At 65.6% G+C, this 22,346-nt stretch carries 19 protein-coding genes; 8 read left to right on the forward strand and 11 right to left on the reverse strand.

The features are described from left to right. Positions 1–124 precede the first annotated feature (124 nt). Both WMC41_RS14985 and WMC41_RS14990 read left to right on the forward strand, forming a co-directional pair. The gene (locus tag WMC41_RS14985; RefSeq protein ID WP_245082656.1) at positions 125–1,012 is read left to right on the forward strand and encodes an ABC transporter permease; all 888 of its coding nucleotides are present in this window, start codon (positions 125–127) and stop codon (positions 1,010–1,012) included. Further along, a complete protein-coding gene (locus tag WMC41_RS14990) occupies positions 1,005–2,042 on the forward strand; it encodes a quaternary amine ABC transporter ATP-binding protein (RefSeq protein ID WP_245082654.1) in 1,038 nt (345 codons plus the stop codon). Before WMC41_RS14985 ends, WMC41_RS14990 begins: the two co-directional genes overlap by 8 nt. Positions 2,043–2,088: 46 nt before the next feature. Here WMC41_RS14990 and WMC41_RS14995 read toward each other — a convergent pair whose 3' ends face one another. After that, the gene (locus tag WMC41_RS14995; RefSeq protein WP_432344377.1) at positions 2,089–4,113 is read right to left on the reverse strand and encodes an FAD-dependent oxidoreductase; all 2,025 of its coding nucleotides are present in this window, start codon (positions 4,111–4,113) and stop codon (positions 2,089–2,091) included. Between the two features lie 70 nt (positions 4,114–4,183). Continuing rightward, on the reverse strand, positions 4,184–5,179 hold the full coding sequence (locus tag WMC41_RS15000) for an ABC transporter substrate-binding protein (RefSeq protein ID WP_245082649.1): 996 nt from the start codon (positions 5,177–5,179) through the stop codon (positions 4,184–4,186). Positions 5,180–5,350: 171 nt separating this feature from the next. On the opposite strand from WMC41_RS15000, the gene WMC41_RS15005 reads away from it, so the two are divergent. The 5 genes from WMC41_RS15005 to WMC41_RS15025 all read left to right on the forward strand — a co-directional run bounded on the left by WMC41_RS15005 (position 5,351) and on the right by WMC41_RS15025 (position 11,360). Beyond that, positions 5,351–6,376 (forward strand): GlxA family transcriptional regulator, encoded by a 1,026-nt coding sequence (locus tag WMC41_RS15005; RefSeq protein WP_432344380.1) that lies wholly within the window; start codon positions 5,351–5,353, stop codon positions 6,374–6,376. 198 nt (positions 6,377–6,574) lie between these two features. Beyond that, a complete protein-coding gene (locus WMC41_RS15010) occupies positions 6,575–7,480 on the forward strand; it encodes a dihydrodipicolinate synthase family protein (RefSeq protein WP_432344382.1) in 906 nt (301 codons plus the stop codon). A gap of 2 nt (positions 7,481–7,482) precedes the next feature. Next, positions 7,483–8,982, forward strand: a complete 1,500-nt coding sequence (locus WMC41_RS15015; protein ID WP_432344384.1) for an aldehyde dehydrogenase — start codon at positions 7,483–7,485, stop codon at positions 8,980–8,982. Further along, positions 8,979–10,325, forward strand: coding sequence for an NAD(P)/FAD-dependent oxidoreductase (locus tag WMC41_RS15020; protein ID WP_432344386.1), 1,347 nt, complete (start codon positions 8,979–8,981; stop codon positions 10,323–10,325). The genes WMC41_RS15015 and WMC41_RS15020 overlap by 4 nt, the downstream gene beginning before the upstream one ends. A 27-nt stretch (positions 10,326–10,352) precedes the next feature. Beyond that, positions 10,353–11,360 carry a GlxA family transcriptional regulator gene (locus WMC41_RS15025; RefSeq protein WP_432344388.1) on the forward strand — a complete coding sequence of 336 codons (1,008 nt, stop codon included), beginning with the start codon at positions 10,353–10,355 and terminating at the stop codon, positions 11,358–11,360. 127 nt (positions 11,361–11,487) lie between these two features. On the opposite strand, the gene WMC41_RS15030 is transcribed toward WMC41_RS15025, so the two are convergent. The 4 genes from WMC41_RS15030 to WMC41_RS15045 form a co-directional block, all read right to left on the reverse strand. Then, complete coding sequence (locus WMC41_RS15030) at positions 11,488–12,489, reverse strand: ABC transporter substrate-binding protein (protein WP_272806193.1); 1,002 nt, start codon at positions 12,487–12,489, stop codon at positions 11,488–11,490. Positions 12,490–12,590: 101 nt separating this feature from the next. Then, on the reverse strand, positions 12,591–14,234 hold the full coding sequence (locus WMC41_RS15035; RefSeq protein WP_288083004.1) for an ABC transporter permease: 1,644 nt from the start codon (positions 14,232–14,234) through the stop codon (positions 12,591–12,593). Further along, positions 14,231–15,298, reverse strand: a complete 1,068-nt coding sequence (locus WMC41_RS15040; RefSeq protein WP_288083003.1) for an ABC transporter ATP-binding protein — start codon at positions 15,296–15,298, stop codon at positions 14,231–14,233. Before WMC41_RS15040 ends, WMC41_RS15035 begins: the two co-directional genes overlap by 4 nt. A 26-nt stretch (positions 15,299–15,324) precedes the next feature. Next, positions 15,325–16,134, reverse strand: a complete 810-nt coding sequence (locus WMC41_RS15045; protein WP_288083002.1) for an inositol monophosphatase family protein — start codon at positions 16,132–16,134, stop codon at positions 15,325–15,327. A gap of 198 nt (positions 16,135–16,332) precedes the next feature. Here WMC41_RS15045 and WMC41_RS15050 point away from each other — a divergent pair, with 198 nt between their 5' ends. Further along, positions 16,333–17,085, forward strand: a complete 753-nt coding sequence (locus tag WMC41_RS15050; protein WP_432344393.1) for a DeoR/GlpR family DNA-binding transcription regulator — start codon at positions 16,333–16,335, stop codon at positions 17,083–17,085. 52 nt (positions 17,086–17,137) lie between these two features. On the opposite strand, the gene WMC41_RS15055 is transcribed toward WMC41_RS15050, so the two are convergent. From WMC41_RS15055 to WMC41_RS15075, 5 genes are all read right to left on the reverse strand, one after another. Continuing rightward, the gene (locus WMC41_RS15055) at positions 17,138–18,139 is read right to left on the reverse strand and encodes an ABC transporter ATP-binding protein (protein ID WP_432344396.1); all 1,002 of its coding nucleotides are present in this window, start codon (positions 18,137–18,139) and stop codon (positions 17,138–17,140) included. A 23-nt stretch (positions 18,140–18,162) separates the two neighbouring features. Beyond that, on the reverse strand, positions 18,163–18,987 hold the full coding sequence (locus WMC41_RS15060) for a carbohydrate ABC transporter permease (RefSeq protein ID WP_245083430.1): 825 nt from the start codon (positions 18,985–18,987) through the stop codon (positions 18,163–18,165). 66 nt (positions 18,988–19,053) lie between these two features. After that, positions 19,054–19,926, reverse strand: a complete 873-nt coding sequence (locus WMC41_RS15065; protein ID WP_272806198.1) for a carbohydrate ABC transporter permease — start codon at positions 19,924–19,926, stop codon at positions 19,054–19,056. A 56-nt stretch (positions 19,927–19,982) separates the two neighbouring features. Further along, positions 19,983–21,251 (reverse strand): D-tagatose-bisphosphate aldolase, class II, non-catalytic subunit, encoded by a 1,269-nt coding sequence (locus tag WMC41_RS15070; RefSeq protein ID WP_432344400.1) that lies wholly within the window; start codon positions 21,249–21,251, stop codon positions 19,983–19,985. Next, on the reverse strand, positions 21,248–22,234 hold the full coding sequence (locus tag WMC41_RS15075; protein ID WP_432344402.1) for a tagatose kinase: 987 nt from the start codon (positions 22,232–22,234) through the stop codon (positions 21,248–21,250). Before WMC41_RS15075 ends, WMC41_RS15070 begins: the two co-directional genes overlap by 4 nt. Between the last annotated feature and the right edge of the window lie 112 nt (positions 22,235–22,346).

A 22,346-nucleotide genomic window follows, 5' to 3' on the forward strand; every position in this document is an offset into this window, starting at 1 on the left:
TTTGGGGGCGAGCAACAGCCGCCCCCCGCGAAAATCGGTGCGATGCGGGCCTGCGCGTCGCACCAATCCTGCCGGCAGAACAAGAAGAACACACGAGGTCGGCTCTTTGGAAAAGGGGAACGGAATGGACTGGTTTTTCAAATTCCCGCACATGGACGACAATTCGCTGCGGGACCTGAAAAAGGCCATCGACGATGGCTTTCGCGGCTTCACCCGCAGCTATGGCGATATCATCGAGGGCTTCTTCTCGCCCCTTCAGCATTTCCTCATCGCCTCGGAGCGCTTCATGCTGAAGACGCCGTGGCCCATCATCACACTGCTGATCCTCGCCATCGCCTATGCCGCGACGCGCAGCCTGCGCATCACCGCCGGTTGTCTCGCGACCCTCATGATCATCGGCTATTTCGACATGTGGGACGATACGATGCGGACGATCTCCATGATCTTCGTCTGCACGGTTCTTTCGATCGCCATCGGCATCCCGATCGGCATCCTCATGGCACGCTCCGACAGGATGCAGCGCGTCGTCAACCCGGTCCTCGACGTCATGCAGACCATGCCGAGCTTCGTCTATCTCATCCCCGTCGTCATGCTGCTCGGCATCGGCAAGGTGCCGGGGCTGATCGCCGTCGTCATCTACGCCATCCCGCCGATGATCCGCCTCACCGACCTCGGCATCCGCCTCGTCGACAAGGATGTTCTCGAAGCCGCCGACGCCTTCGGCGCGGACAACCGCCAGAAGCTCTTCAAGGTGCAACTGCCATTGGCCCTTCCCACCATCATGGCCGGCATCAACCAGACGATCATGATGGCACTCGCCATGGTGGTCATCGCCTCGATGATCGGGGTACAGGGCCTCGGCCAGCCGGTGCTCAAGGCCATCGCCAACCAGTATTTCACGCTCGGCATCTTCAACGGCCTCGCCATCGTCGGCATCGCCATCATGTTCGACCGCGTCAGCCAGGCCTATGGCAAGCGCCTGCAGAAGCACCGGGAGATCGTCCATGGCTGAGCACGCCTTCGGCGGCATCAAGATCCGCAACCTCTACAAGATCTTCGGCCCCAATGCGGGCGCCCATATCGAGGCCGTCAAGAACGGCCTCACCAAGGCGGAGCTCAACGCCAGATACGGCCATGTGCTCGGCCTCAGCGACATCAACATCGAAATGCCCTCGGGCTCGATCCAGGTCATCATGGGCCTTTCCGGCTCCGGCAAGTCGACGCTGATCCGCCACATCAACCGGCTGATCGATCCGACGGCCGGCGAGGTCCTGGTCGACGGCGTGGACGTGGTGACGATGCAGGAGGCCGAGCTCAGGGAGTTCCGCCGCCACCAGACGGCGATGGTGTTCCAGAAATTCGCGCTGCTGCCCCACCGCACCGTGCTCGACAACACGATCTTCGGGCTGGAGATCCAGGGCATGCCGCGCCAGAAGAGCCTCGACACAGCCATGCGCTGGCTCGAACGCGTCGGCCTCAGGGGGTTCGAGGAAAAATACCCCAACCAGCTCTCCGGCGGCATGCAGCAGCGCGTGGGCCTTGCCCGGGCGCTCGCCAACGATGCGCCGGTCCTTTTGATGGACGAGGCCTATTCGGCGCTCGATCCGCTGATCCGGACGGACATGCAGACCGTGCTGCTCGACCTGCAGAAGGAGATCAGGAAGACCATCGTGTTCATCACCCACGACCTCGACGAGGCGCTGCGCCTCGGCGACCAGATCGCCATCCTGCGCGACGGCGAGGTCATCCAGCAGGGCACCAGCCAGGATATCGTGCTGCGTCCCGCCGACGACTATGTCGCCAACTTCGTCAAGGAAGTGAACCGCGGACGAGTGGTGCATGTCGAAGCGGTGATGACGCCGGGTGCGGTACAGGCATCGGGCAAGCCGACGGTCATGACCGGAACGACGGTCGAAGACACCCTTCGGGTCCTCTCCCGCGAGGTCGCCGACGAGGGCGTCGTCGTCTCCTCGAGCGGCGAAACGCTCGGAGTGGTGACCGTGCGGCAACTCGCCGGCGCCATGGTGAATGCGGCGCGCTGAACCGCAAAGGAGATGACCGCCCGCCGGGCGGTCATCATACGTTCGATCAGGCCACGCGAGCTTCCTGCCCGCCCGCTGCGGCAGAGGGGATCGCCATGCCGGCGCGCCGGCCCTCGTAGAAGGCGTAGGGCGCCTGGCGCGGCGCGACGCCGTCGCCGATCTCGACGAAGGGAATGCCCAGTTCCGCCAGTTCCAGCGCCAGCCAGTTCGCCGCGACATTCGTCGTGGAGAAGACGAGGCTGTCGGCCTCGATCGTCTCGTTCCTTCCGGTGAGGTGCGAGACGAGTGTCGCGGCGTTGCCCTGCCAGCTCTCGATGCTCGTCTCCGTGCGGAACTGAACGCCGAGCCGGCTCAGCGTGCGCCGCAGGGGAACGTCGGCGGCGGTGCGCTGGAGTTCCTTGCCGACCAGCGCATCGGGCGTCACGAACGTCACCGCGTGGCCCTGCTCGGCAAGCTTCCAGGCCGTACCGCAGCCCTTCCAGCCACCGGTCTCGTCCAAGATCACGACGCGGCGGCCGAGCCGAGCCTGGCGGGCCATGACGCTTTCGGCGGAGAACACGTTGCCGCGCTCGACACCCGCGAGCGACGGATGGTCCGGCCGGGCTTTCTGAAAGCCGCTCTCAAGCGGCAGGGAGCCGGTGGCGAGGATGACGACATCGGCGCCGATCGCCGAGACGTCTCCGCCTTCCAGATAGCTGTTCAGCCGAACCTCGACGCCGAGCTTTGCGAACCGGGTCTCGTACCAGCCGATAAGGTCGAGGATCTGCGCGCGCCGCGGCTGTTCGCCGGCGATGCGGAAGGCGCCGCCGAGCCTGTCGGCGGCTTCCGCCAGCACGACGCGATGGCCCCTTTCCGCGGCGGCCCGCGCGGCCTCCAGCCCCGCCGGCCCGCCGCCGACGACCAGCACGGATTGCGGGGCCGCCACGCGCTCGAAGCGATCGCCGCCCCATTCGGCCTCCCGGCCGACCGAGGGGTTGATGAGACAGCTGATCCAGTAGTCCCGCGACCGCCGCCCCCAGCACATCTGGTTGCAGGAAAGACAGCCGCGGATATCTTCCGGCGTGCCGCTGCGCGCCTTGTTGGCGAGATGCGGATCGGCGATCTGGCCGCGCACGATGGAAACGAGGTCCGCCGATCCCTCGCCCAGCGTGATCTCCGCATTGTCAGGCGTGCGGATATGGCTTTCGGCCGTGACCAGGGCATGGCTGACGACCTTCTTCAGGCGTGCCGAAAGCTCGATCCCGAGCCGTTCGGGATAGAGGAAGGTCGGCATCAGGCTGCCATAGTCGAAATAGCCGCCGGACCCGCAGGTGACGTAATCGATCAGCCTGTCCGCATCGAGACCGGCGACGATCTCCGTGATCTGGTCGCGGGTAAGCGCGGTGGGACAGCCCGGCTCGTCGCTGACGGTCAGGCCGACGATGAAATCCGGGCCGCAGAGCCGCCGGATGCGGCTCAGGATCTCGCGCGAGAACCGTGTCCGGTTTTCCAGGCTGCCGCCCCATCTGTCCTCGCGCCTGTTGTAGAACGGCGTCCAGAACTGGTCGAGCAGGCCGCCATAGGCCGCCCAGACCTCCACGCCGTCGAAGCCCGCCGCCTGGCAGCGCCGCGCCGCACTGACGAAGGCTTCGATGGTCTCTTCGATCTCGGCCTCCGTCATCGCATGGGAGCCGTCGCTGTCGTGGTAGCTCGGCCCGCCGGAGGGCGACCAGTGCGCATGGAAGGACAGGTCGGAATCACCATGGCTGCCGACGTGATAGAGCTGCTGGAGCACGACCGCACCATGCCGCTTCACGCTCTCCGTCAGCCTGCTGAAGGCGGGGATGACGGAATCGTCGCAGGTGCGGAAATTACCGCGTGTCAGCACGGTCGCCGGATGCACAGGCATCGGCTCGACGACGATCATCGCCGCGCCGCCGATCGCCCGCTCGACATAGTAGGCGATCGTCTGTTCGCTCGGCAGTCCGTTGACGGACATGTTGGCCGTGTGCGCGCCGAAGACGATCCTGTTGCGCAGCGTATGGCCGGCGAGCTTGATCTCGGAAAAGGTCTTGGGAAAGGGGGGTGTCATCTTGGATCCTGGAAAGCTGCTGCGAGGCACAATGCAGTGGCGCGGGCCTCGAAAGACCCGCGCCGGAAGTTCAGAGGGCGGCGGCAATCTTGTCCGCGACGTCGGCGCCCAGCCAGGATTTCCAGAGGTCCGGGTGCTCCTTGAAGAAATGCGCCGCGCCATCCTCGCCGCTCGCCTGCGTATCGGTCATCCATGACATCACCGCGCTGACAGTCTGGTTGTCCCACGACCTCTTGCGAAGATAATCGATCACGCCGGCATTTCCACTATCGACGAGACGCTGCGAGACGAGCGTCACGACATTGTCCTTCGGCCATTCGTTCTTCTTCGGATCGGGACAATCGGCGACGGTGTTGCAGCGCTTCCATTCTGCCGCATCGTGGGCCACGCCGGCATCGAGGCGCACCATCTCGTATTTCCCAAGCAATGCCGTCGGCGACCAGTAATAGCCCATCCAGCCTTCCTTGCGCTCGTAGGCCTTGGCCATGGCACCGTCGAGACCGGCCTGCGTGCCGGGATCGACGAGGTCGAAACCCTTGGCCTCGCCGCCATAGGCCTTGAAAAGCTGCGCGCTGACGACCGAGCCGCCGGAACCCTGCGGGCCGTTGAACACCGCGCCCCGCGCGGCATTCTCCGGCGCCGGGAAAAGCTCGGGACGGGCGAAGGCGTCGTCGACCGTCCTGATGTCGGGATGGGCATCGACAATGAACTTCGGAATATACCAGCCCTGGATGCCGCCATCCGAAAGTGCCGGTCCGATATTTACAATCCTGCGCTCGTCGACGCCACGCTTGACGATTTCCGGAACGAGGTCCACCCAGGACTCGCCGGCAATGTCGGGCTGGCCTTTTTCGACCATGGAGGTGATCGTCGGCACGGTGTCGCCGGGCACGAATTCGACCTGACAGCCGAAGCCCTGCTCCAGGATGAATTTGTCGACATGTGCGAGAAGTTCACCGCTTTGCCAGTTCATGTTCGCCACCGTGACCGTGCCGCAGTCGGCATGGGCGCCGTGGGCGAAACCGACGGCCAGAACGACCGTCGAAAGTGCGAGAAGCTTGTTCATCCTGTTCCCCTGTTCGCATTTTTGATGGATCTGCTCGGCGGGGCGGGAACGGCCATTCCGGTGCTTCGGCACTGGACCTCCCCTTCCCTTACCAACGCAAATCAATGCTATTTGCCTTCATCGGCGCCGTATTGTACGTTTAGGACAATTTCGATGGCGCGGAGACCTGTCTTGCAGCGTGATTACGCCCCTCTGGGACCGAGCAAGCCGCCACCGGACATCACGGCGCCGCTCCGGATCGGCATTGTCGCCACCCCGAACTTCACGCTGATGCCGCTCGGCTGCTTCACCGATTTCCTGCGGCTGGCCGGGGACGAAAGCGACTACAGCCGACGGATCTATTGCGACTGGCATCTGTTGTCGCACACGCTCGATCCCGTGCGCGCGAGCTGCGGACTGGCCTTGACGCCCGGCCGGACCTATGGCGACCCACGCGACTATGACGTCATCGTCGTGCATGGCGGCATCCTTCATGGCGACCACCGAATCCCGCCGGAGCTCTACGACTTCGTGCTTTCCGCCGCACGAACGGGCGTTCCCGTTGCCGGCAACTGCTCGGGAAGCTTCGTGCTGGCGGAGGCAGGCCTTCTCTCCGGCAAACGGTGTGCGGTGCATTTCGCGCTGGCGGGCGTGCTGCGCCAGACCTTTCCGGATGTCATTCCCGTCACGGACCGGCCGGTCGTGGTCGACGACGGCGTCATCACCTGCCCCGGCGGCCTGGCCTCGATCAGACTCGCCATGTATCTCGTCGCCAATGCCTGCGGCGAATCCCGCGCCCACAAGGCCTTTCATTATCTTCTCGGCGATCAGGGCTTCGAGAAGGACGCGGCGGTCGAGGAGCAGGATATCGGCCTCAAATGCGAGGATCGTCGCGTGGCCAACGCCATCGGCCTGATGCGCCAGAAAATGTACGAACTCTGTTCCGTCGCCGAGATCGCCGCAAGCGTCGGCACGTCGGAGCGTGAACTGTCCCGCCTGTTCCAGAAACACCTGCAGGTCGCGCCCAGCCAGTACTGGCGCCAGATGCGGCTGAAGGCGGCGAAATGGATGGTGCTGAACAGCGATCGCTCCATTGCCCAGATCGCCTATGAATGCGGCTTCACGGACTGCGCCCACCTCGTGAACTGGTTCCGGCGCACCTACCACATCACGCCGGCGAAGCTGCGCCGCTCGCATCGCGAACTCGGCCTGCGCTGACCGGTTTTCCCGAAAATCCAAAGCCTTGGCGCCGGAACGCACGCGTCCGCGCGGGTTCCGGAAGCATGCGCTCAAGCTGAGTATTTTTATTGTAGACATTATGTCTTCTATTGAGCTACAGTATGTCTACTTCGATGGGGCCGATGAAAACGGAAACTTCCGGCTCGGCTATCGAACCGACAATCCCAGGAGGACTTCATGAATTTCGACGGCATCTACACGCCGGTGATCACGCCGCATCGCGACGATGGGTCGATCGACCGGGACGCGTTTGCCCGCATGATCGAGCACCTGATCGCCTCCGGCGTGCACGGCCTCATCAATGGCGGCTCGACGGGCGAGTATTACGCCCAGTCGATGGACGAGCGCGTGGAGATGGCCAGGTTCGCCAAAGAGGTGATCGGCGATCGCGTGCCGCTCGTGGTGGGCACCGTCGCCATCCGACTGGAGGATTCCATCACCATGGCCGAGACCGCGGCGAAGATCGGCGCGGCCGCCATCCTCGTCGGCTCACCGCCCTACTCCGTGCCGACCGAGCGGGAAAACGCGTTGAACGCGCTCGCCATCGACCGCGCCGCCGATCTGCCAATCATGCTCTACAACTATCCCGGCCGCATGGGCATCGACATGGGCGAGGAATTCCTCGACCGCGTCGGCCGCAGCCGGAATTTCTGTGCCATCAAGGAAAGCTCCGGCGACATCAACCGCGTGCACCTCATCGCCCGCGACTACCCGCATATCCAGATGTCCTGCGGCATGGACGACCAGGCACTGGAATTCTTCGCCTGGGGCGCGAGGAGCTGGGTCTGCGGCGGTTCCAACTTCCTGCCGGCGGAACATATCGCGCTCTACAGGGCCTGCGTCGTCGAAGGAAACTTCACCAAGGGGCGGCGCATCATGTCGGCGCTGATGCCCTTGATGCGCGTGCTCGAACAGGGCGGCAAGTTCATCCAGTGCATCAAATACGGCTGCGAGATGAACGGCTTTACCGCCGGCCCGCCGCGCCCGCCGCTAAAACCCCTGAACAAGGATGACATGCGGCAACTGGAACAGGTGGTGCGCGTCGTAAAGCGCACGATTGCACAGATCGAAGCGGAGGCATGAACATGGGCGATCTTCTGACACACGACGAATACAAGGCGATTGCCGCAGGCCTCGACTTCCCGACCCAGGCCTTCATCGACGGCGCCTTCCGGCCGGCGATCTCGGGCAAGACCTTCGAAACGACCAATCCGGCAACGGGCGCGGTGCTAGCCAGGGTCGCGTCCTGCGGCCCGGAGGATGTCGACTTCGCCGTCGCCAAGGCGCGGGACGCCTTCGAGGACGGCCGCTGGTCGCGTCTGCATCCGACGGTGCGCAAGGAAATCCTCCTCCGCTTCACCAGGCTCCTGAAGCGCAATGCCCGCGAGCTTGCGGTGCTGGAAAGCCTCGACAGCGGCAAGACGATCTACGACTGCGAGAATGTCGACGTTCCGGAAACCATCCATTGCCTGGCCTGGCATGCCGAACTCATCGACAAGATCTACGACCAGGTCTCGCCCGCCTCCGACAACCATATAGCCATGGTGGTGCGCGAGCCGGTCGGCGTAGTCGGCCTCGTGCTGCCCTGGAACTTCCCGCTCCTCATGCTCGCCTGGAAGATCGGCCCGGCGCTGGCGGCGGGCAACTCCGTCATCGTCAAGCCGGCCAAGGAAACGACGCTGACGGCGCTGCGGGTGGCGGAGCTCGCCATGGAGGCCGGCATCCCTGCCGGCGTGTTCAACGTGCTGCCCGGCGGCGGCGCGGATGTGGGCGAACCGCTCGGCAGGCACATGGATGTCGACATGGTGTCCTTCACCGGCTCAACCGAGACCGGCCGCCGATTCCCGCGCTATTCGGCCGAGTCCAACCTCAAGGAAGTCACCCTCGAAATGGGCGGCAAGAACCCGGCCGTGGTGCTCGACGATGCGGAGAACCTCGACCGCGTCGCCGCCCATCTCGTCAACGGCGCCTTCTGGAACATGGGCGAGAACTGCTCGGCCTCCTCGCGCCTGATCGTCCAGCGCGGCATCAAGGACGAACTGTTGAAGCGCATGGTGGCGCACGCCCGGGAATGGCCGATGGGCGATCCGCTCGCCCCGGAAAACCGCGTCGGCGCGCTCGTCTCCAAGGCACATTTCGAGAAGGTCGCCTCCTATCTCGAAAAGGGCCAGAAGATCGTGCTCGGCGGCAAGGCCAGGGACGGTTTCGTCGAGCCGACGATCATCGACGTCGCCGACCGCGACGCCAAGGTCGTGCGCGAGGAAATCTTCGGCCCGGTCCTCACGGTGCTGACCGTCGAGAGCTATGACGAGGCGATCGCGCTTGCCAACGACACCGAGTACGGCCTCGCCGCCTCGATCTACACCGCCAATGCCAAGCGGGCGATCCGCGGCGCCCGCGCCATCCGCGCCGGCACCGTGACCGTGAACTGCTTCGGCGAAGGCGACATCACGACGCCGTTCGGCGGCTTCAAGTCGTCCGGCTTCGGCGGCCGCGACAACGGCATCCATGCGCATGACCAGTACACGCGCATCAAGACGATCTGGATCGACCTTACCGACGACGTCGACGAGGCCGTGTCTTGATCAATCTTACGGCCGAAAGGCTGCCGGTCCATCGCGGGCCGGCAGCCTGGAGCGCGATCCTTCCCGACCAGCCGCCACCGGAAAGGCTCGAGGGTGACCTTGCCGTCGACGTCGCCATCGTCGGCAGCGGATTTGCCGGCCTCTCCGCCGCACGGCGGCTACACCAGATCGACTCGAAAATCCGGGTCGCCGTCCTCGACGCGGGACGGCTTGCGGAAGGCGCCTCGGGCCGCAATTCCGGCTTCATGATCGACCTGCCGCACGACGTCTCCTCGGAGGACTATTCCGGCAAGGAGATGAGCGCCGACCAGAAGACCATCGCGCTCAACCGCAGGGCCATTGCCTTCGCGCGGTCGGCCGTCGAGGAATACGGCATCGACCCGGCATTCTTCGATCCGGCCGGCAAGATCAACGGCGCGGCGAGCAGCAAGGCCCATGCGCTGAACGCCAGCTACGCCACCCATCTCAGGCATCTCGGCGAAGCGAGCGAGATGCTCGACGAGACGGCCATGCTGGAGGTCACCGGCAGCCGGCACTATCGCTCCGGCCTCTATACGCCGGGCACTGTCATGATCCAGCCGGCCGGCTACATCCGCGCCGTCGGCGCTGGCCTGCGCAAGGCCGGCGCCGGCGTTTTCGAGGGGACCCCGGTGGCGCGCATCGCCCGGAGCGGGCAAGGCTGGGCGTTGACGACGCCCCGCGGCACGGTCTCCGCCGCCAGGGTCATCCTTGCCAACAACGGCCATCTCGAAAGCTTCGGCTTCAAGCGCGGCCGGCTGATGCATATCTTCCTCTACGCCTCGATGACCGCGGACCTCGACCGCAGCACGCTGGCCAGGCTCGGCGGCCAGCCGCGCTGGGGCATCACGCCCTCCGACCCGATGGGCACGACCATGCGCCGCATCGATACCGCGCAGGGCGGCAACCGCATCGTCACGCGCACCGGCGCCACGTTCCTGCCCGGCATGGTGCCTTCCGAAGCGGCCCTCGCCCGCACGGCCCGCGTCCACCGCAAGAAGTTCGCCGACCGGTTCCCCGCCCTTGCCGGCGTGCCGATGGAATACAGCTGGGCCGGGCATCTGTGCCTGACATGGAACGGCGTCTCCGTGATGGGCGAACTGGAGCCGGGCCTCTACGCGGCCTGCGGCTGCAACGGCCTTGGAACGGTTCGCAGCACGCTGATGGGCATCGCCGTGGCCGACCTCGTTGCCGGCAGTCCTTCGGACATCTCGGCCCATTTCCTTGCCGAAGAAGAGCCGGCCAGGCTCGCCCCCCCGCCCTTCGCCGGGATCGGCGCGAACCTCTATCTCAAATGGCGGGAATGGCAGGCGCGCCGGGAATAGCACCGCCGCCGCGAAGGAAACGCAACGATGACCAAAGCCGCCCAGAACCCGCCGGCCTTGCGGATAGGCTTCATCCTTGCGAGGCGCTTCACCCTGTCGGCCATGGCGCTCTTTGTCGATACCTTGCGCCTGGCGGCCGACGACGAGGACGGCTCGCGCAAGATCCGTTGCAGCTGGGACGTGCTCTCGCATGCCCGCGGATTTGCGACATCGAGCTGCGGGGTGCAGGTCGCGTCTACCACCGAGCTGATCGATCCGCGCAAATACACCCATATCGTCGTTGTCGGCGGCCTGCTCGAGGTCGAGGAGCCGCTTGATGCCGCGGCGATCGCCTATCTCCGCAAGGCCGGACAGGCCGGCGTCGGCCTTGTCGGCCTGTGCACGGGGAGCTTCCTCCTGGCCGAAGCCGGGCTCTTGAAGAACCACACCAGCTGCGTCAGCTGGCTGCACCACAAGGCGTTCATGCGGCGCTTCCCGCATCTGAACGCGACGAGCGAGCAGATCTTCAATCTGGACGGCAGGATTGCGACATGCGCGGGGGGAAGCGCCTCGGCCGACCTCGCCGCCGCGCTCGTGCGGCGCCATGTCGGCGAGAGCGCCGAACGGAACGCCACGGAAATCCTGCAGATCTCCCACCGGCGCGAAGCGACCGAGGCCCAGGCGCGGAAACCGCTCGGCATCGAGATCGGCGACCGCCGCGTGCACCAGGCGCTCCGCCTGATGGAACAGCATCTGGAAGACATTCTGCCGGTCAGCGCGCTTGCGACGCTCATCGGCCTTTCGCGGCGCCAGCTGGAACGGCTTTTTCTCGAATGCCTCGGCACGTCGCCCAGTGCCATCTACCTGCGCCTGCGCCTGGAGAGCGCCCGCCGCATGATGGCCGAGGACCCGAAGCGACCGCTGATCGACATCGCGCTCGCCACCGGCTTTTCCGGGCCGTCGCACTTCTCCATCCGCTTCCGCGCGCATTTCGGCATCAGCCCGACGGAGGCGCGGCGCCTCGACGGCCAGCGGAAGGCGGGGCAGGCCGGCTGAGCCTGTGCTTTTGCGCCCGCCCCGGCCAAAACACCAAAAAAGCCGGGCGAGGCGGTCCAAGACCGACCTCGCCCGGCCGTCCGGGTAGGGCTAGTACGCGGACATCCTGATCATTCCAGTTCGCTTTTTACTTCGCGCCCTGCACATATCCCTGCCAGCGGGCCAGGAAATCGCTGCGCCCGGCGGCGGCTTCGGCCTCGTTGGTGGCGAAGATCTTGATCTTGTCGAGGGCCGGCAGGTCCACATGGTCGCTCACCACGATGTCGCTGCGGCTCGGGCGGCGGAAGGTGTTTTCGAGCAGCGCGATCTGCATGTCCTTGGAAAGCAGGGCGTCCATGGTGCGGCGGCCGAGATCGGCATTCGGCGCGCCCTTGATGAGGGCCATGAATTCCGGCGAGGTGAAGGTGCCTTCCTCCGGATAGACCAGCGCGATCTCGGCCTGGCCGCCGGCGACATAGGCATAGGCGTTCGCCTCGAAGGTAAGCCCGGCGACGAACTCGCCCTGTGCCACGCCACGCAGGATCGACGAGGCGGAGCTGTTGACCAGCACGTTGCCGGCGAGTTTCTCCAAGAATTCCTTGCCCATCAGCTGCTCGATGCCCCAGAGGATCGTGTAGGCGGTCGAGCTGTTGTTCGGATCGGCGATCGCCACCTTGCCCTTCCACTTCGGATCGAGGAAATCCTCCCAGCGCTTCGGCGCCGGGATATCGCCGAGGAGATTGCCGTTGACCATGGCGACCACGACATGGGTGATCGTCGCGCTCCACAGGTCTTCCTTCTGGTGCAGCGTCTCGGGGATCGCCGACAGTTCCTTCGAGCGGTAGGGCTCGAACAGCTGGCGGAAGGCACCGAGCGTATTCTCGCTCGAGCTCCAGAACACGTCGGCCTGCGGGCTGGCCGCCTCGGCCTCGATACGCCGCAGAAGCTGCCCGCTGCCGCCGGTGATGGTGCTGAGCGAGATGCCCGGCTCGATCTGGCGCAGGCCCTCGGTGACGGCGTCCACCACCTGCGCTGGATTGGGCGTATAGACGACGACCGTGCCGGAGGCCGACTGGGAGAAGGCGATTTTCGGCAGCATCGCCGCTGCAAGGCCGGCAAGCACGCCGCGTCGGGAAATCGTGAAGGTCATGTCGTTCCATCCTCTTTTTGGCTGCCTTTAGGGTTGGCTCCGGCCGCGGGGCAGTCGTCCACGGTCGCATGAATTCGGGTATGCGGGCGCGGGGCCGCAGCTCAGCCGGACGAGAACAGCTCCACCTTGAACACCTTCGTCGCGATGACGATCGGGATCAGGATCACCGCCAGAAGCAGCACGCCCATCGCCGAGGCCGAGGCCATCAGGTTGCTGTCGATCAGCTTGTAGATCTGGATCGGCATGGTCTCGCGACCGCCGGAATAGACGATGATCGACGTCGAGAGTTCGGAGACCGTGACGGCCCAGGTAAGCACCATGGCCGAGGCGATGGCCGGCAGCATCAGCGGCAGCACCACCTTGAAGAAGCTCGGCACCGGCGGCACGCCGAGGCTGATCGACGCCTCCTCGATGGAATCGGGGATGTTGTAGAGCGTCGAGGAGGCGTTGCGCATGGCGAACGGCAGGCGGCGGATGACATAGGCGAGCACGATGATCGCGCCGGTCCCCGTCAGCGGCAGCCAGCCGCTGTTGAAGGACATGGCGAGGCCGATGCCGATCGCGGTGCCCGAAAGGGCCAGCGGCAAGGTGCCGAGATAGTCGAGCAGCGGCGTGAAGGTGTTGCGCTTCTTGACGATCATGTAGCTGATGATGGTGCTTGCCATCATGCCGATGACCGTTGCCGTGCCGGCATAGAGAAGCGTGTTGAGGATCGGCGCGGGATTGGTGAGAAGCAGGCGCTCGAAATTGGCGAAGGTCCATTCGCCCCAGGCCATGACCGGGCCGCGGGCCCGGGTGAAGGCGCCGGCGACCAGCATGACGAGCGGCATCAGCGAGATGACGACCACCGCCCCCGCCGCCCCGCCGAGCAGCAGCGCCTGCCCGCCGGCGAGCGGAACCGGCCGGGCGCTGCGGCCCTGTACCACCTGATAGCGGCCGCGTGACAGGATCCAGCGCTGGCAGAACAGCACGATGACGATGAGGCCGACGGCGACGCTCGCCAGCGTGCTCTGCATGACCGGGTCGCTGCCGCCTTCGGCGACAGCCGCCTGGTAGGTCATGACCGAGAGCAGCTTGACCGGCCCGCCGAGGATCGACGACGTGCCGAAATTGCCCATAACCATGGTGAAGACCAGGAGCGCGCCGGCCATGACCGAGGGCAGGATGACCGGCACCAGAACCTTGAGGCGCGACTTGACCGGCGAGGTGCCGAGGCTTTGCGCGGCCTCCTCGAGCTGCACGTCGAAGCCGCGCACGGCGGCGAGCGTGCTGATATAGACATAGGCGTAATAGGTGAAGGTCAGCGAGACGATCAGCCCGTTCCAGCCGTAAAAGCTCGGCAGCGCAATGTCATAGGCGCGCAGCGCGCGGGTGATTACCCCGTTGTTGCCGAGCAGCATCAGCCAGGTCTGCGCCGTGATGACCTCCGGGATGACCAGCGTGATCAGCGGCAGCAGGGCAAGCGCCGATTTGCCCGGGAAGCTGTAGCGCGAGGCGAGATAGGCGAGCGGCACGCCGATGAGGACCGACAGCAGCGTCACCGCGGTGGCGAGGATGAGCGTGTTGCCGATCGCCTCCAGATAGGTCGTGTCGGCAAGGAGCTGCGCCCAGCCGTTGCGCCCGCCGCTGCCGAAGCTGCCGGTCAGGATGTTGAGCAGCGGATAGAGCAGGAAGACGGCCATGACGACGAGCATGGCAAGCGACAGCCACCACCAGACCGCGCGGGTTCCGGACGCGCCGCTCATGATGCCAGCACCAGGGTCTTTTGCGGATCGAAGCCGAGGTCGACGGCCGCGCCCGGCACGTGGCGGTCGTGGCCGTCGCCGTGGGTCTCGACGGCAAGAGTGATGCCCTCGCCGATCTCGACCACATAGCTGGTCTTGCCGCCGAGATATTGCCGGCCGGTGACGGTGCCCGCCACGCGGTTGCCGCCGCCCTCGCCGCGCGGGGCGAGCGAAATATCCTCCGGCCGCGCGACGAACATCGCCTTCGGCCCGGTGAGCGGTGCGGGAACGCGCGCCGCCATGGCATGGCCGGCAAGGCGGATGCTGGCGGTGCCTTGCACCGCGGTTCCGGCCGGCGCGTCGATCTCGATCGTGTTCGCCGCGCCGACGAAATCGGCAACATAGGCGCTGACGGATTCGCGGTAGATCTGCGACGGCGTGCCGACCTGCTCCAGCTTCCCGCTCTTCATCACGCCGATCCGGTCGGACATGGCGAGCGCCTCCTCCTGGTCGTGGGTGACGAAGACGGTGGTGATGCCGGCCTCGCGCTGCAGTTCGGTGATCGTGCCGCGCACCTGCAGGCGCAGCTTGGCGTCGAGGTTCGACAGCGGCTCGTCCATCAGCAGCACCTGCGGCTGGATGACCAGCGCGCGGGCAAGCGCCACGCGCTGGCGCTGGCCGCCGGAAAGGGCGGCCGGATGGCGCTCGCCAAGATGGCCGAGGCCGACCCGCTCCAGCGCCTCGCCGATCTTGCGCCGCATCGTGGCGCCCTCCTCGCCGCGGGCGCGCAGGCCATAGGCGACGTTGTCGTTGACGGTCTTGTCGGGAAACAGCGCGTAATCCTGGAAGACCATGCCGATGTTGCGGCGATGGGCGGGAAGCCGCGTCACATCCGACCCGCCGAACAGTATCCTCCCGGCGGAGGCGTCGATGAAGCCGGCTATGGTGCGCAGGAGCGTGGTCTTGCCGCAGCCGGACGGGCCGAGCAGCGTGAAGAACGAGCCGGGCTCGATCGCCAGCGACAGCCCCTCGATGACCCGGTGATTTCCGTAGGTCACACCGAGGTTCTCAATCTTGATTCCCATCTCGTCCTCCTCCCCTTTTCCGTCCGTCAGCCCATCGCGGCCTGAACGAGCGCCAGCGCATCGCGGTGGCGGGCCGGATCGCCGGCGGCCAGGATACGAGGGCCGCTTTCAAGCGTGATCGGCTTTCCGTCCCAATCGGTGACGACACCGCCCGCACCCGCGATGATCGGCGTATAGGGCGCAAGGTCGTGGATCTTGAACTGGGTGTCGATGTGCACGTCGGTCCGGCCGGAGGCGAGAAGGCCGAAGCTGAGGCACGCCCCGCCATAGATGCGCCAGGCCGTCGCCTCGCGCAGCGCGTTGAGCGCCGGGTGCTCGGAAAGATGGAAGAAATCCGGGTTGCAGACGGAGAGCATCGCGCTGCCGAGGTCGGGGCAGCCGCGCGTCCTGCACGGCGCGCCGTTCAAAAGCGTCTGCCGCCCTTCGACGCCGACCCAGCGATTGCCGCCCGACGGTTGGTCGATGATGCCGATGACGGGACGGCCATTGTGCATCAGCGCGACCAGCGTGCCGAAGACCGGCATGCCGGCGATGAACGGCGCCGTGCCGTCGATCGGATCGAGCACCCAGACGAACTCGGAATCGACCGATGCGCCGCCCTGCTCCTCGCCGATCACGCCATGGTCGGGATAGGCCTCGGTGATCAGCTCGCGCAGCCGCCGCTCGATCGCCAGATCCATATCGGTCACGAAGCTGCGGTCGGGCTTCATCTCGATGGCGCGCTGCTGCCCTATCACGTCGAGAAGCATCCGCCGGCTTTCGTCGGCGAGAACCCCGGCAAAGGCTGCCAAGCGATCGAGCACCGCATCGTTCAATGTATTCCCGCCCGTCGACATCCTGGCTCCTTCTCCCGATTTTCCACACCGCGAACGTTCATTCGCTCTTCTAACGGGGAATGTTGCATAATGTAGCAAATGCGTCAATCTGTAATTTGCGTGCGATGAGCGAAGGAGGATAATGGACAAAACGACAGGTCTGCACAGCAACGGGAAAAAACCATGTGGCAAGAGGAACGACACCAGAAGATCCGGGCTATGCTGACATCGTTCGGCCAGGTTTCGATCGATCGAATCGTGGAGAGTTTTGGCGTTTCGCGTCAAACTGTACGGCGCGACCTGATCGATATGGAACAATCTGGAATATTGCGCCGCATCCGCGGCGGCGCGGTTCCGGTCGATACCGAGGATATGGAGTTCAGCGTCCGCATCACGCAGCGGCTGCATGAAAAGCGCGCGCTCTGCGTCGCCGCGCTCCGGCTATTGAAAAGCCACCAGACCATCTTCCTGGACGCCGGCTCGACGACGACGATCATGGCGGAGGTCCTGGCGGGCCCGACCGGCCTCACGGATCTCACGGTCGTCACCAACTCCCTTGAGGCGGCCACGCGGCTTGCACAGGTGCCGAACAGCCAGGAGAACGGCATCCGCGTGCAGCTCCTGCGCGGACCGGTCAAGCGCGATCCGCTGGAAACCTGGGGCGGCGCCACGGTTGCCGATATCTACAGCTATCATGCGGACATGGCCCTGCTCTCGCCGCTCGGCATCGACGCCGCCTCCGGCGCGACCTACTATCAGCTTCACGGAGCCGAGATCGCGGAGGCGATGGCGCGCCAGGCGGCCAAGATCACCATTCTTGCCGATCATGCGAAAATCGGCGTGACCAGCCGGAAATGCGTCTGCCCGACGGGCGAGATCGACTATGTGGTCGTCGATTCCAAGGCGCGCGAGCGTCCCGGCTTCGCCGCGCTCGAGAGCACCGTCGCCGAGCTCGTCGTTGCCGAGGGCTGATCACGGCAGCGCCACGCCCTCGGCCTCTGAGCGAGCAAGCCGCGCAGCCGTTTCATCGGCTGGCGTTCCCGTTTTGGTCGAAGCGATGGATTCGCGTTTCGTCTGGCGTTAGGAAGACGGTGTCGCCGTGTGTTACGGGGAAGTCGCCGCCGGCGCGCACGGTGAGCATGCCGATGGCCTCGGCATTGACGTGCAGGAAGGTGTCGGAGCCGAGATGCTCTGCGACGCCGACGACGCCCTTCCAGGTGCCGCCCTCCTTGGACAGGCGGATATGCTCCGGCCTTATGCCGACGGTCGGGGCGTTCCAGGGCCTGGCCGCCTCGCCCTTGACGAAGTTCATGCGCGGCGAGCCGATGAAGCCGGCGACGAACAGGTTGTCGGGCTTGTTGTAGAGATCGAGCGGCGAGCCGACCTGCTCGATGTTGCCGGCGTTCAGCACGACGATCTTGTCGGCCATGGTCATCGCCTCCACCTGGTCGTGGGTGACGTAGATCATCGTCGTCTTCAGCTGGTGGTGCAGCTCGGAGATCTCCAGCCGCATCGTGCCGCGCAGCGCCGCGTCGAGGTTGGAGAGCGGCTCGTCGAACAGGAAGGCCGAGGGCTCGCGCACGATCGCCCGGCCGATCGCCACGCGCTGGCGCTGGCCGCCGGACAGCTGGCCAGGGCGGCGTTCGAGATAGTTGGTCAGGTTGAGCACGCGCGCCGCTTCCGCCACCTTCTTCTCGATGACGGCCGGATCGGTCTTGGCCATCTTCAGGGGGAAGGCGATGTTGTTCTTCACCGTCATGTGCGGGTAGAGCGCATAGGACTGGAACACCATGGCGAGCCCGCGCCTGGCCGGGGCGGCCGATGTCACGTCCTTGCCGTCGATCTCGATCGTGCCGCTCGTCGTGTCCTCCAGGCCCGCGATGAGGCGCAGCAGCGTGGACTTGCCGCAGCCCGACGGGCCGACGAAGACGACGAACTCGCCGTCCTCGATCGTCAGGTCGATGCCCGGAATGACCTGCGTGGCGCCGAAGCTCTTGTTGACCTTTTTAAGGATGATCTTGCCCATGATGGTCCCTCCCGTCTGTTTCGTTACTTCACGGCGCCGAAGGTGAGGCCGCGGACAAGCTGTTTCTGGCTGAACCAGCCCATGATCAGGATCGGGGCGATGGCGAGCGTCGAGGCCGCCGAGAGCTTGGCCCAGAACAGACCCTGCGGGCTGGAGAACGAGGCGATGAAGGCGGTCAGCGGCGCGGCGTTCGTCGTCGTCAGCCGGATCGTCCAGAAGGCCTCGTTCCAGGCGAGGATGATGTTGAGCAGCATGGTGGACGCAATGCCCGGCACCGCCATCGGGGTCAGCACGTAGACGATCTCGCCCCACAGCGACGCCCCGTCCATGCGCGCGGCCTCCAGGATCTCGCCGGGGATCTCGCGGAAATAGGTGTAGAGCATCCAGATGACGATCGGCAGGTTGATCAGCGTCAGCATGACGGTGAGCCCGACGCGGCTGTCGAGCAGGCCCGTGTCGCGGAAGATCAGGTAGATCGGCACCAGCACGGCGACGGCCGGCATCATCTTGGTCGACAGCATCCACATCAGGATGTCCTTGGTCCTTCTCGTCGGCGAGAAGGCCATCGACCAGGCCGCCGGCACGGCGATCAAGAGCGCCAGCAGCGTCGAGCCGACCGAGATGATCACCGAGTTCAGGAAGAACTTGAAGTAGTTGCTCTGCGCCTGCACGGCCGCGTAGCTCTCCACCGTGCCCGACGGCAGGATGTCGAAGCCCTGGATCGCCTCGGTCTCGGACTTGAACGAGGTGATGATCGTATAGAGGATCGGGAAGAAGAGGATCAGCGCGATGATCCAGGCGGCGATGGTGAAGACGGCGGTTCGTCTTGTCGAGACGGCTCTGGCCATGGTCTTGTCCTCCCTAAAGGCTGTTCCGGGACCGTGCGGAGCGGTTCCGTCCGGAACGGCGGTAAACTACTTGTCCAGGTTCTTGCCGACGGCGCGCATCAGGAAGAAGGCGACGATGTTGGCGAGGATGACGGCGATGATGCCGCCGGCCGAGGCGCCGCCGACGTCGTAGCCGAGCAGCGCCGTGCGGTAGATCAGGAACGGCAGGTTGGTCGAGGCATAGCCCGGCCCGCCGTTGGTGGTGACGAGGATCTCCGCATAGACGCCGAGCAGGAAGATCGTCTGGATCAGGATGACGACGGTGATCGAGCGGGAAAGGTGCGGCAGCGTCAGGTAGACGAAGCGGGAGACGAAGCCGGCCCCGTCCATCTCCGCCGCCTCCTTCTGCTCGCCGTCGAGCGATTGCAGCGCGGTCAAGAGGATGAGGGTGGCGAACGGCAGCCATTGCCAGGCGACGATGATGATGATCGAGAACAGCGGATACTGCGCGAACCAGTCGACCGGCTGCAGCCCGACGGCGCGGTTGATGTCCGCCAGCACGCCGTAGCCCGGATGCATGATCATGTTCTTCCACACCAGCGCTGCCACCGGCGGCATGACGAAGAAGGGCGAGATGATCATGATGCGCACGATGCCCTGGCCCCACATCGGCTGGTCGAGCAGCAGCGCGATGGCGATGCCGCCGACGACGGTGATCAGCAGCACCCCGCCGACGATCAGGAGCGTGTTCCAGATCGACTGGAAGAAGGCCGGGTCGGTGTAGAAATACTGATAGTTGAACAGCCCCGCCCAGCTGACATTGGCCGGGTTCAACAGGTTGTAGTTCTGGAACGAGAACCACAGCGTCATCGCCAGCGGAACGATCATCCACACCAGAAGCAGCCCAACTGAGGGCGCCAACATCAACCGCGCCAAACCACGCGTGTTCTCCGTCGCCATGAAATTCCCTCCCATTCCTCAGGCGGCGGCCTCATCCTGCCGCGCGCTTTTCTCCGTCACGGCCGATTGGCAGCCGCGCCGTCATAGATCGCCAGAACGCGGTCCACCGCGGCGATCAGGATGTCTTCCGCGCGGTCGGCCTCCTGCGGCGCGATCGTGGGCAGATACTGGTGCAGCACCGTTTCGGGAATGCGAACGCCGGAAAGCGCCGACAGCAGGGCCGCAACGGCGGCCTCCGCCTCCGGACGCGTCCAGTAGTAGCGGATGCGGTCGCTGTAGCTGAAATGGCGCTGGATCCTGAGCGCCGTCTCATCGCCGTGGTAATAGCCGCTCCAGGACCCGGGCACATCGACCATCAAGGCTTCCATCGCCCGTGCCAAGGGTCGGTCGCCATAGCCGGGCACGATGTCCGAGGCGACGAGATCGAGCGCATAGAGCGCCTCGCGGTAGGCAAAGGTGAGGCCCGGCCCGACCTTCAGGATGGGAAAACCATCGCCGACCAGCGCGGCCAACGCCTCTTCCGTCTGGTAATCGGTGGAATGCGCCTCGAAGACCAGCGCCGGCTCCTCGTCGAGCAAGGCGCTGAGGGCCGCGGCGCGCGGCGGATCGTAGGCGACGACATTGTCGCTGCCGAACTCCACGCCGGGCTGCACGACGAAGGCGATGACCCGCGCGAAGGCATCGGAAAGCCCTGCCTTACCGAAAGCGGCACGGTGCACGGCGATCGTCTCCCGCGCAGCGTCGGGCGCGGTCGGCTCGACCGTCGCCAGCGCATGGTCGGCACCGCCGGGCACGGGCACCTCCGTGCCGAGGATATAGGCGGGAGCGGGCAGGTTCCCGCGCCGGGCGGTTTCCTCCGCGACGGCGCAAAGAGCCGCGGCCCGTTCGGCAACGGTGCGGTCGTCCAGGGCGGCCGGCTCGCCGGCGCAGCCCATCGAGGCGTCGAGATGGATTTTCGTGAAGCCGGCCGCGACATAGGCCTCCACCATGCCGGCCGCTTTTTCAAGCGCGGCCGAAGCCTGCTCCCTGCGCCAGGGATTGGGCCCGAGATGATCACCACCGAAGATGATCTTGTCCCGCGCAACGCCTTCCTCGGCGGCAATCGCTTCGACGAAGGCGATGAAATCGGCGGGCGCCATGCCGGTATAGCCGCCGAACTGGTTGACCTGGTTGCAGGTCGCTTCGATCAGCACCGGCCCCTCGCCCTTCGCCGCCCGGCGCAACGCGGCACGCAGCACGGTCGGGTGGGCGGAGCAGACAGAGGCGATGCCATAGGGACGGCCCGCGCGGCGGGCCGCGGCCAGGCCCGCGAGGAAGCGGCTCATGCCCCTACCTCCCGGCCGGCGGCCGCAATGAATTGATCGAGCGCCTGCCGGCTGGACACGCCTTCCATCGGCCCCTGCCGGTTGACCGCGCACGCCCCGGCGGCATTGGCGTAGAGCAGCGCATGAGCCGGCGGAAGGCCAGCGCGGCGGCCGGTGAGATAGGTGGCTCCGAAACAGTCGCCCGCGCCTGTCGGATCGATCTCCTCCACGGCAAAAGCCGGGCAATCGATACGGCCGGAATCCCGGCTGAAATGGCTGGAACCGGCGCTGCCGCGCTTCAGCACGACCTCGCCGATGCCGAGGCCGAGCAGGCGCTCCACCGCGGCCTCCTCCGTCGCCTCGCCGGCCGCGACGAGCAATTCGTCTCCGGAGGGCAGCAGGAGATCGGTGACAGCTAGCATGTCATCGACGAGCTTGCGGCCCTCGCCGTCCTGCGCCAGCTCCTTGCGGATGTTCGGATCGAAGGAGACCGAGCCGCCTCGCGCCCTGACCGAAGCGACCGCCTTGAGGAGGAGGTCGCCGATACCGCGGATTGCGAAGGCGGACCCCATGACATGGACATGGCCGGCACGGGCGATGAGCGCGCGCGCCGCGTTCGTCATCGTCGTGTCGCCGGCCGCGGAATGGGCGATATTGTAGACGAAATCCCGCGAGCCATCCGCCCGATAGCGCACGAAGGCACTGCCGGTCGGCTTGCCGGGAATGACCGCGATGGCCGACACGTCGACGCCATCGGCGCGCAGCCGCTCCACGTTGAGCGTGCCGAAGTCATCGGCGCCGACCGCCGCCACAATGCCCGCCGCACCGCCGAACCGCGCCACCTGATCGATGAAGATCGCCGGCGCGCCGCTCGCAAACGGCCCGACGAGCGGCTGCGGCGCAAAGAACCCCGCCCCGACCGTCGTCGCCATGATCTCCACCAGGATCTCACCGACAGTCACCGTCGGCCCCAGGCCTTCCGGCGCCACTGCGCTCACTCTCATCAATGCACCCTCCCTGCGACGGAGCCCGAAAGCATACCGCGATCATTTCCCATTGGTGATAGCGGATCGACCCTGCAAAAGTCAACAATTTTTTACGTACGTAAATTTATTT

Source organism: Shinella yambaruensis (assembly GCF_050859155.1).
In the GTDB taxonomy this organism is placed as follows: Bacteria; Pseudomonadota; Alphaproteobacteria; order Rhizobiales; family Rhizobiaceae; genus Shinella; species Shinella yambaruensis.

Excerpts from the sequence above, each read along its gene's own strand:
- WMC41_RS15010 (WP_432344382.1), top strand. The coding sequence starts at position 6,575 with ATGAATTTCGACGGCATCTACACGCCGGTGATCACGCCGCATCGCGAC.
- WMC41_RS15060 (WP_245083430.1), bottom strand. The coding sequence starts at position 18,987 with ATGGCCAGAGCCGTCTCGACAAGACGAACCGCCGTCTTCACCATCGCC.
- WMC41_RS14995 (WP_432344377.1), bottom strand. The coding sequence starts at position 4,113 with ATGACACCCCCCTTTCCCAAGACCTTTTCCGAGATCAAGCTCGCCGGC.
- WMC41_RS15045 (WP_288083002.1), bottom strand. The coding sequence starts at position 16,134 with ATGTCGACGGGCGGGAATACATTGAACGATGCGGTGCTCGATCGCTTG.
- WMC41_RS15015 (WP_432344384.1), top strand. The coding sequence starts at position 7,483 with ATGGGCGATCTTCTGACACACGACGAATACAAGGCGATTGCCGCAGGC.
- WMC41_RS15075 (WP_432344402.1), bottom strand. The coding sequence starts at position 22,234 with ATGAGAGTGAGCGCAGTGGCGCCGGAAGGCCTGGGGCCGACGGTGACT.
- WMC41_RS14985 (WP_245082656.1), top strand. The coding sequence starts at position 125 with ATGGACTGGTTTTTCAAATTCCCGCACATGGACGACAATTCGCTGCGG.
- WMC41_RS15065 (WP_272806198.1), bottom strand. The coding sequence starts at position 19,926 with ATGGCGACGGAGAACACGCGTGGTTTGGCGCGGTTGATGTTGGCGCCC.
- WMC41_RS15000 (WP_245082649.1), bottom strand. The coding sequence starts at position 5,179 with ATGAACAAGCTTCTCGCACTTTCGACGGTCGTTCTGGCCGTCGGTTTC.
- WMC41_RS15035 (WP_288083004.1), bottom strand. The coding sequence starts at position 14,234 with ATGAGCGGCGCGTCCGGAACCCGCGCGGTCTGGTGGTGGCTGTCGCTT.
- WMC41_RS15040 (WP_288083003.1), bottom strand. The coding sequence starts at position 15,298 with ATGGGAATCAAGATTGAGAACCTCGGTGTGACCTACGGAAATCACCGG.
- WMC41_RS15070 (WP_432344400.1), bottom strand. The coding sequence starts at position 21,251 with ATGAGCCGCTTCCTCGCGGGCCTGGCCGCGGCCCGCCGCGCGGGCCGT.
- WMC41_RS15025 (WP_432344388.1), top strand. The coding sequence starts at position 10,353 with ATGACCAAAGCCGCCCAGAACCCGCCGGCCTTGCGGATAGGCTTCATC.
- WMC41_RS15030 (WP_272806193.1), bottom strand. The coding sequence starts at position 12,489 with ATGACCTTCACGATTTCCCGACGCGGCGTGCTTGCCGGCCTTGCAGCG.
- WMC41_RS14990 (WP_245082654.1), top strand. The coding sequence starts at position 1,005 with ATGGCTGAGCACGCCTTCGGCGGCATCAAGATCCGCAACCTCTACAAG.
- WMC41_RS15050 (WP_432344393.1), top strand. The coding sequence starts at position 16,333 with ATGCTGACATCGTTCGGCCAGGTTTCGATCGATCGAATCGTGGAGAGT.
- WMC41_RS15055 (WP_432344396.1), bottom strand. The coding sequence starts at position 18,139 with ATGGGCAAGATCATCCTTAAAAAGGTCAACAAGAGCTTCGGCGCCACG.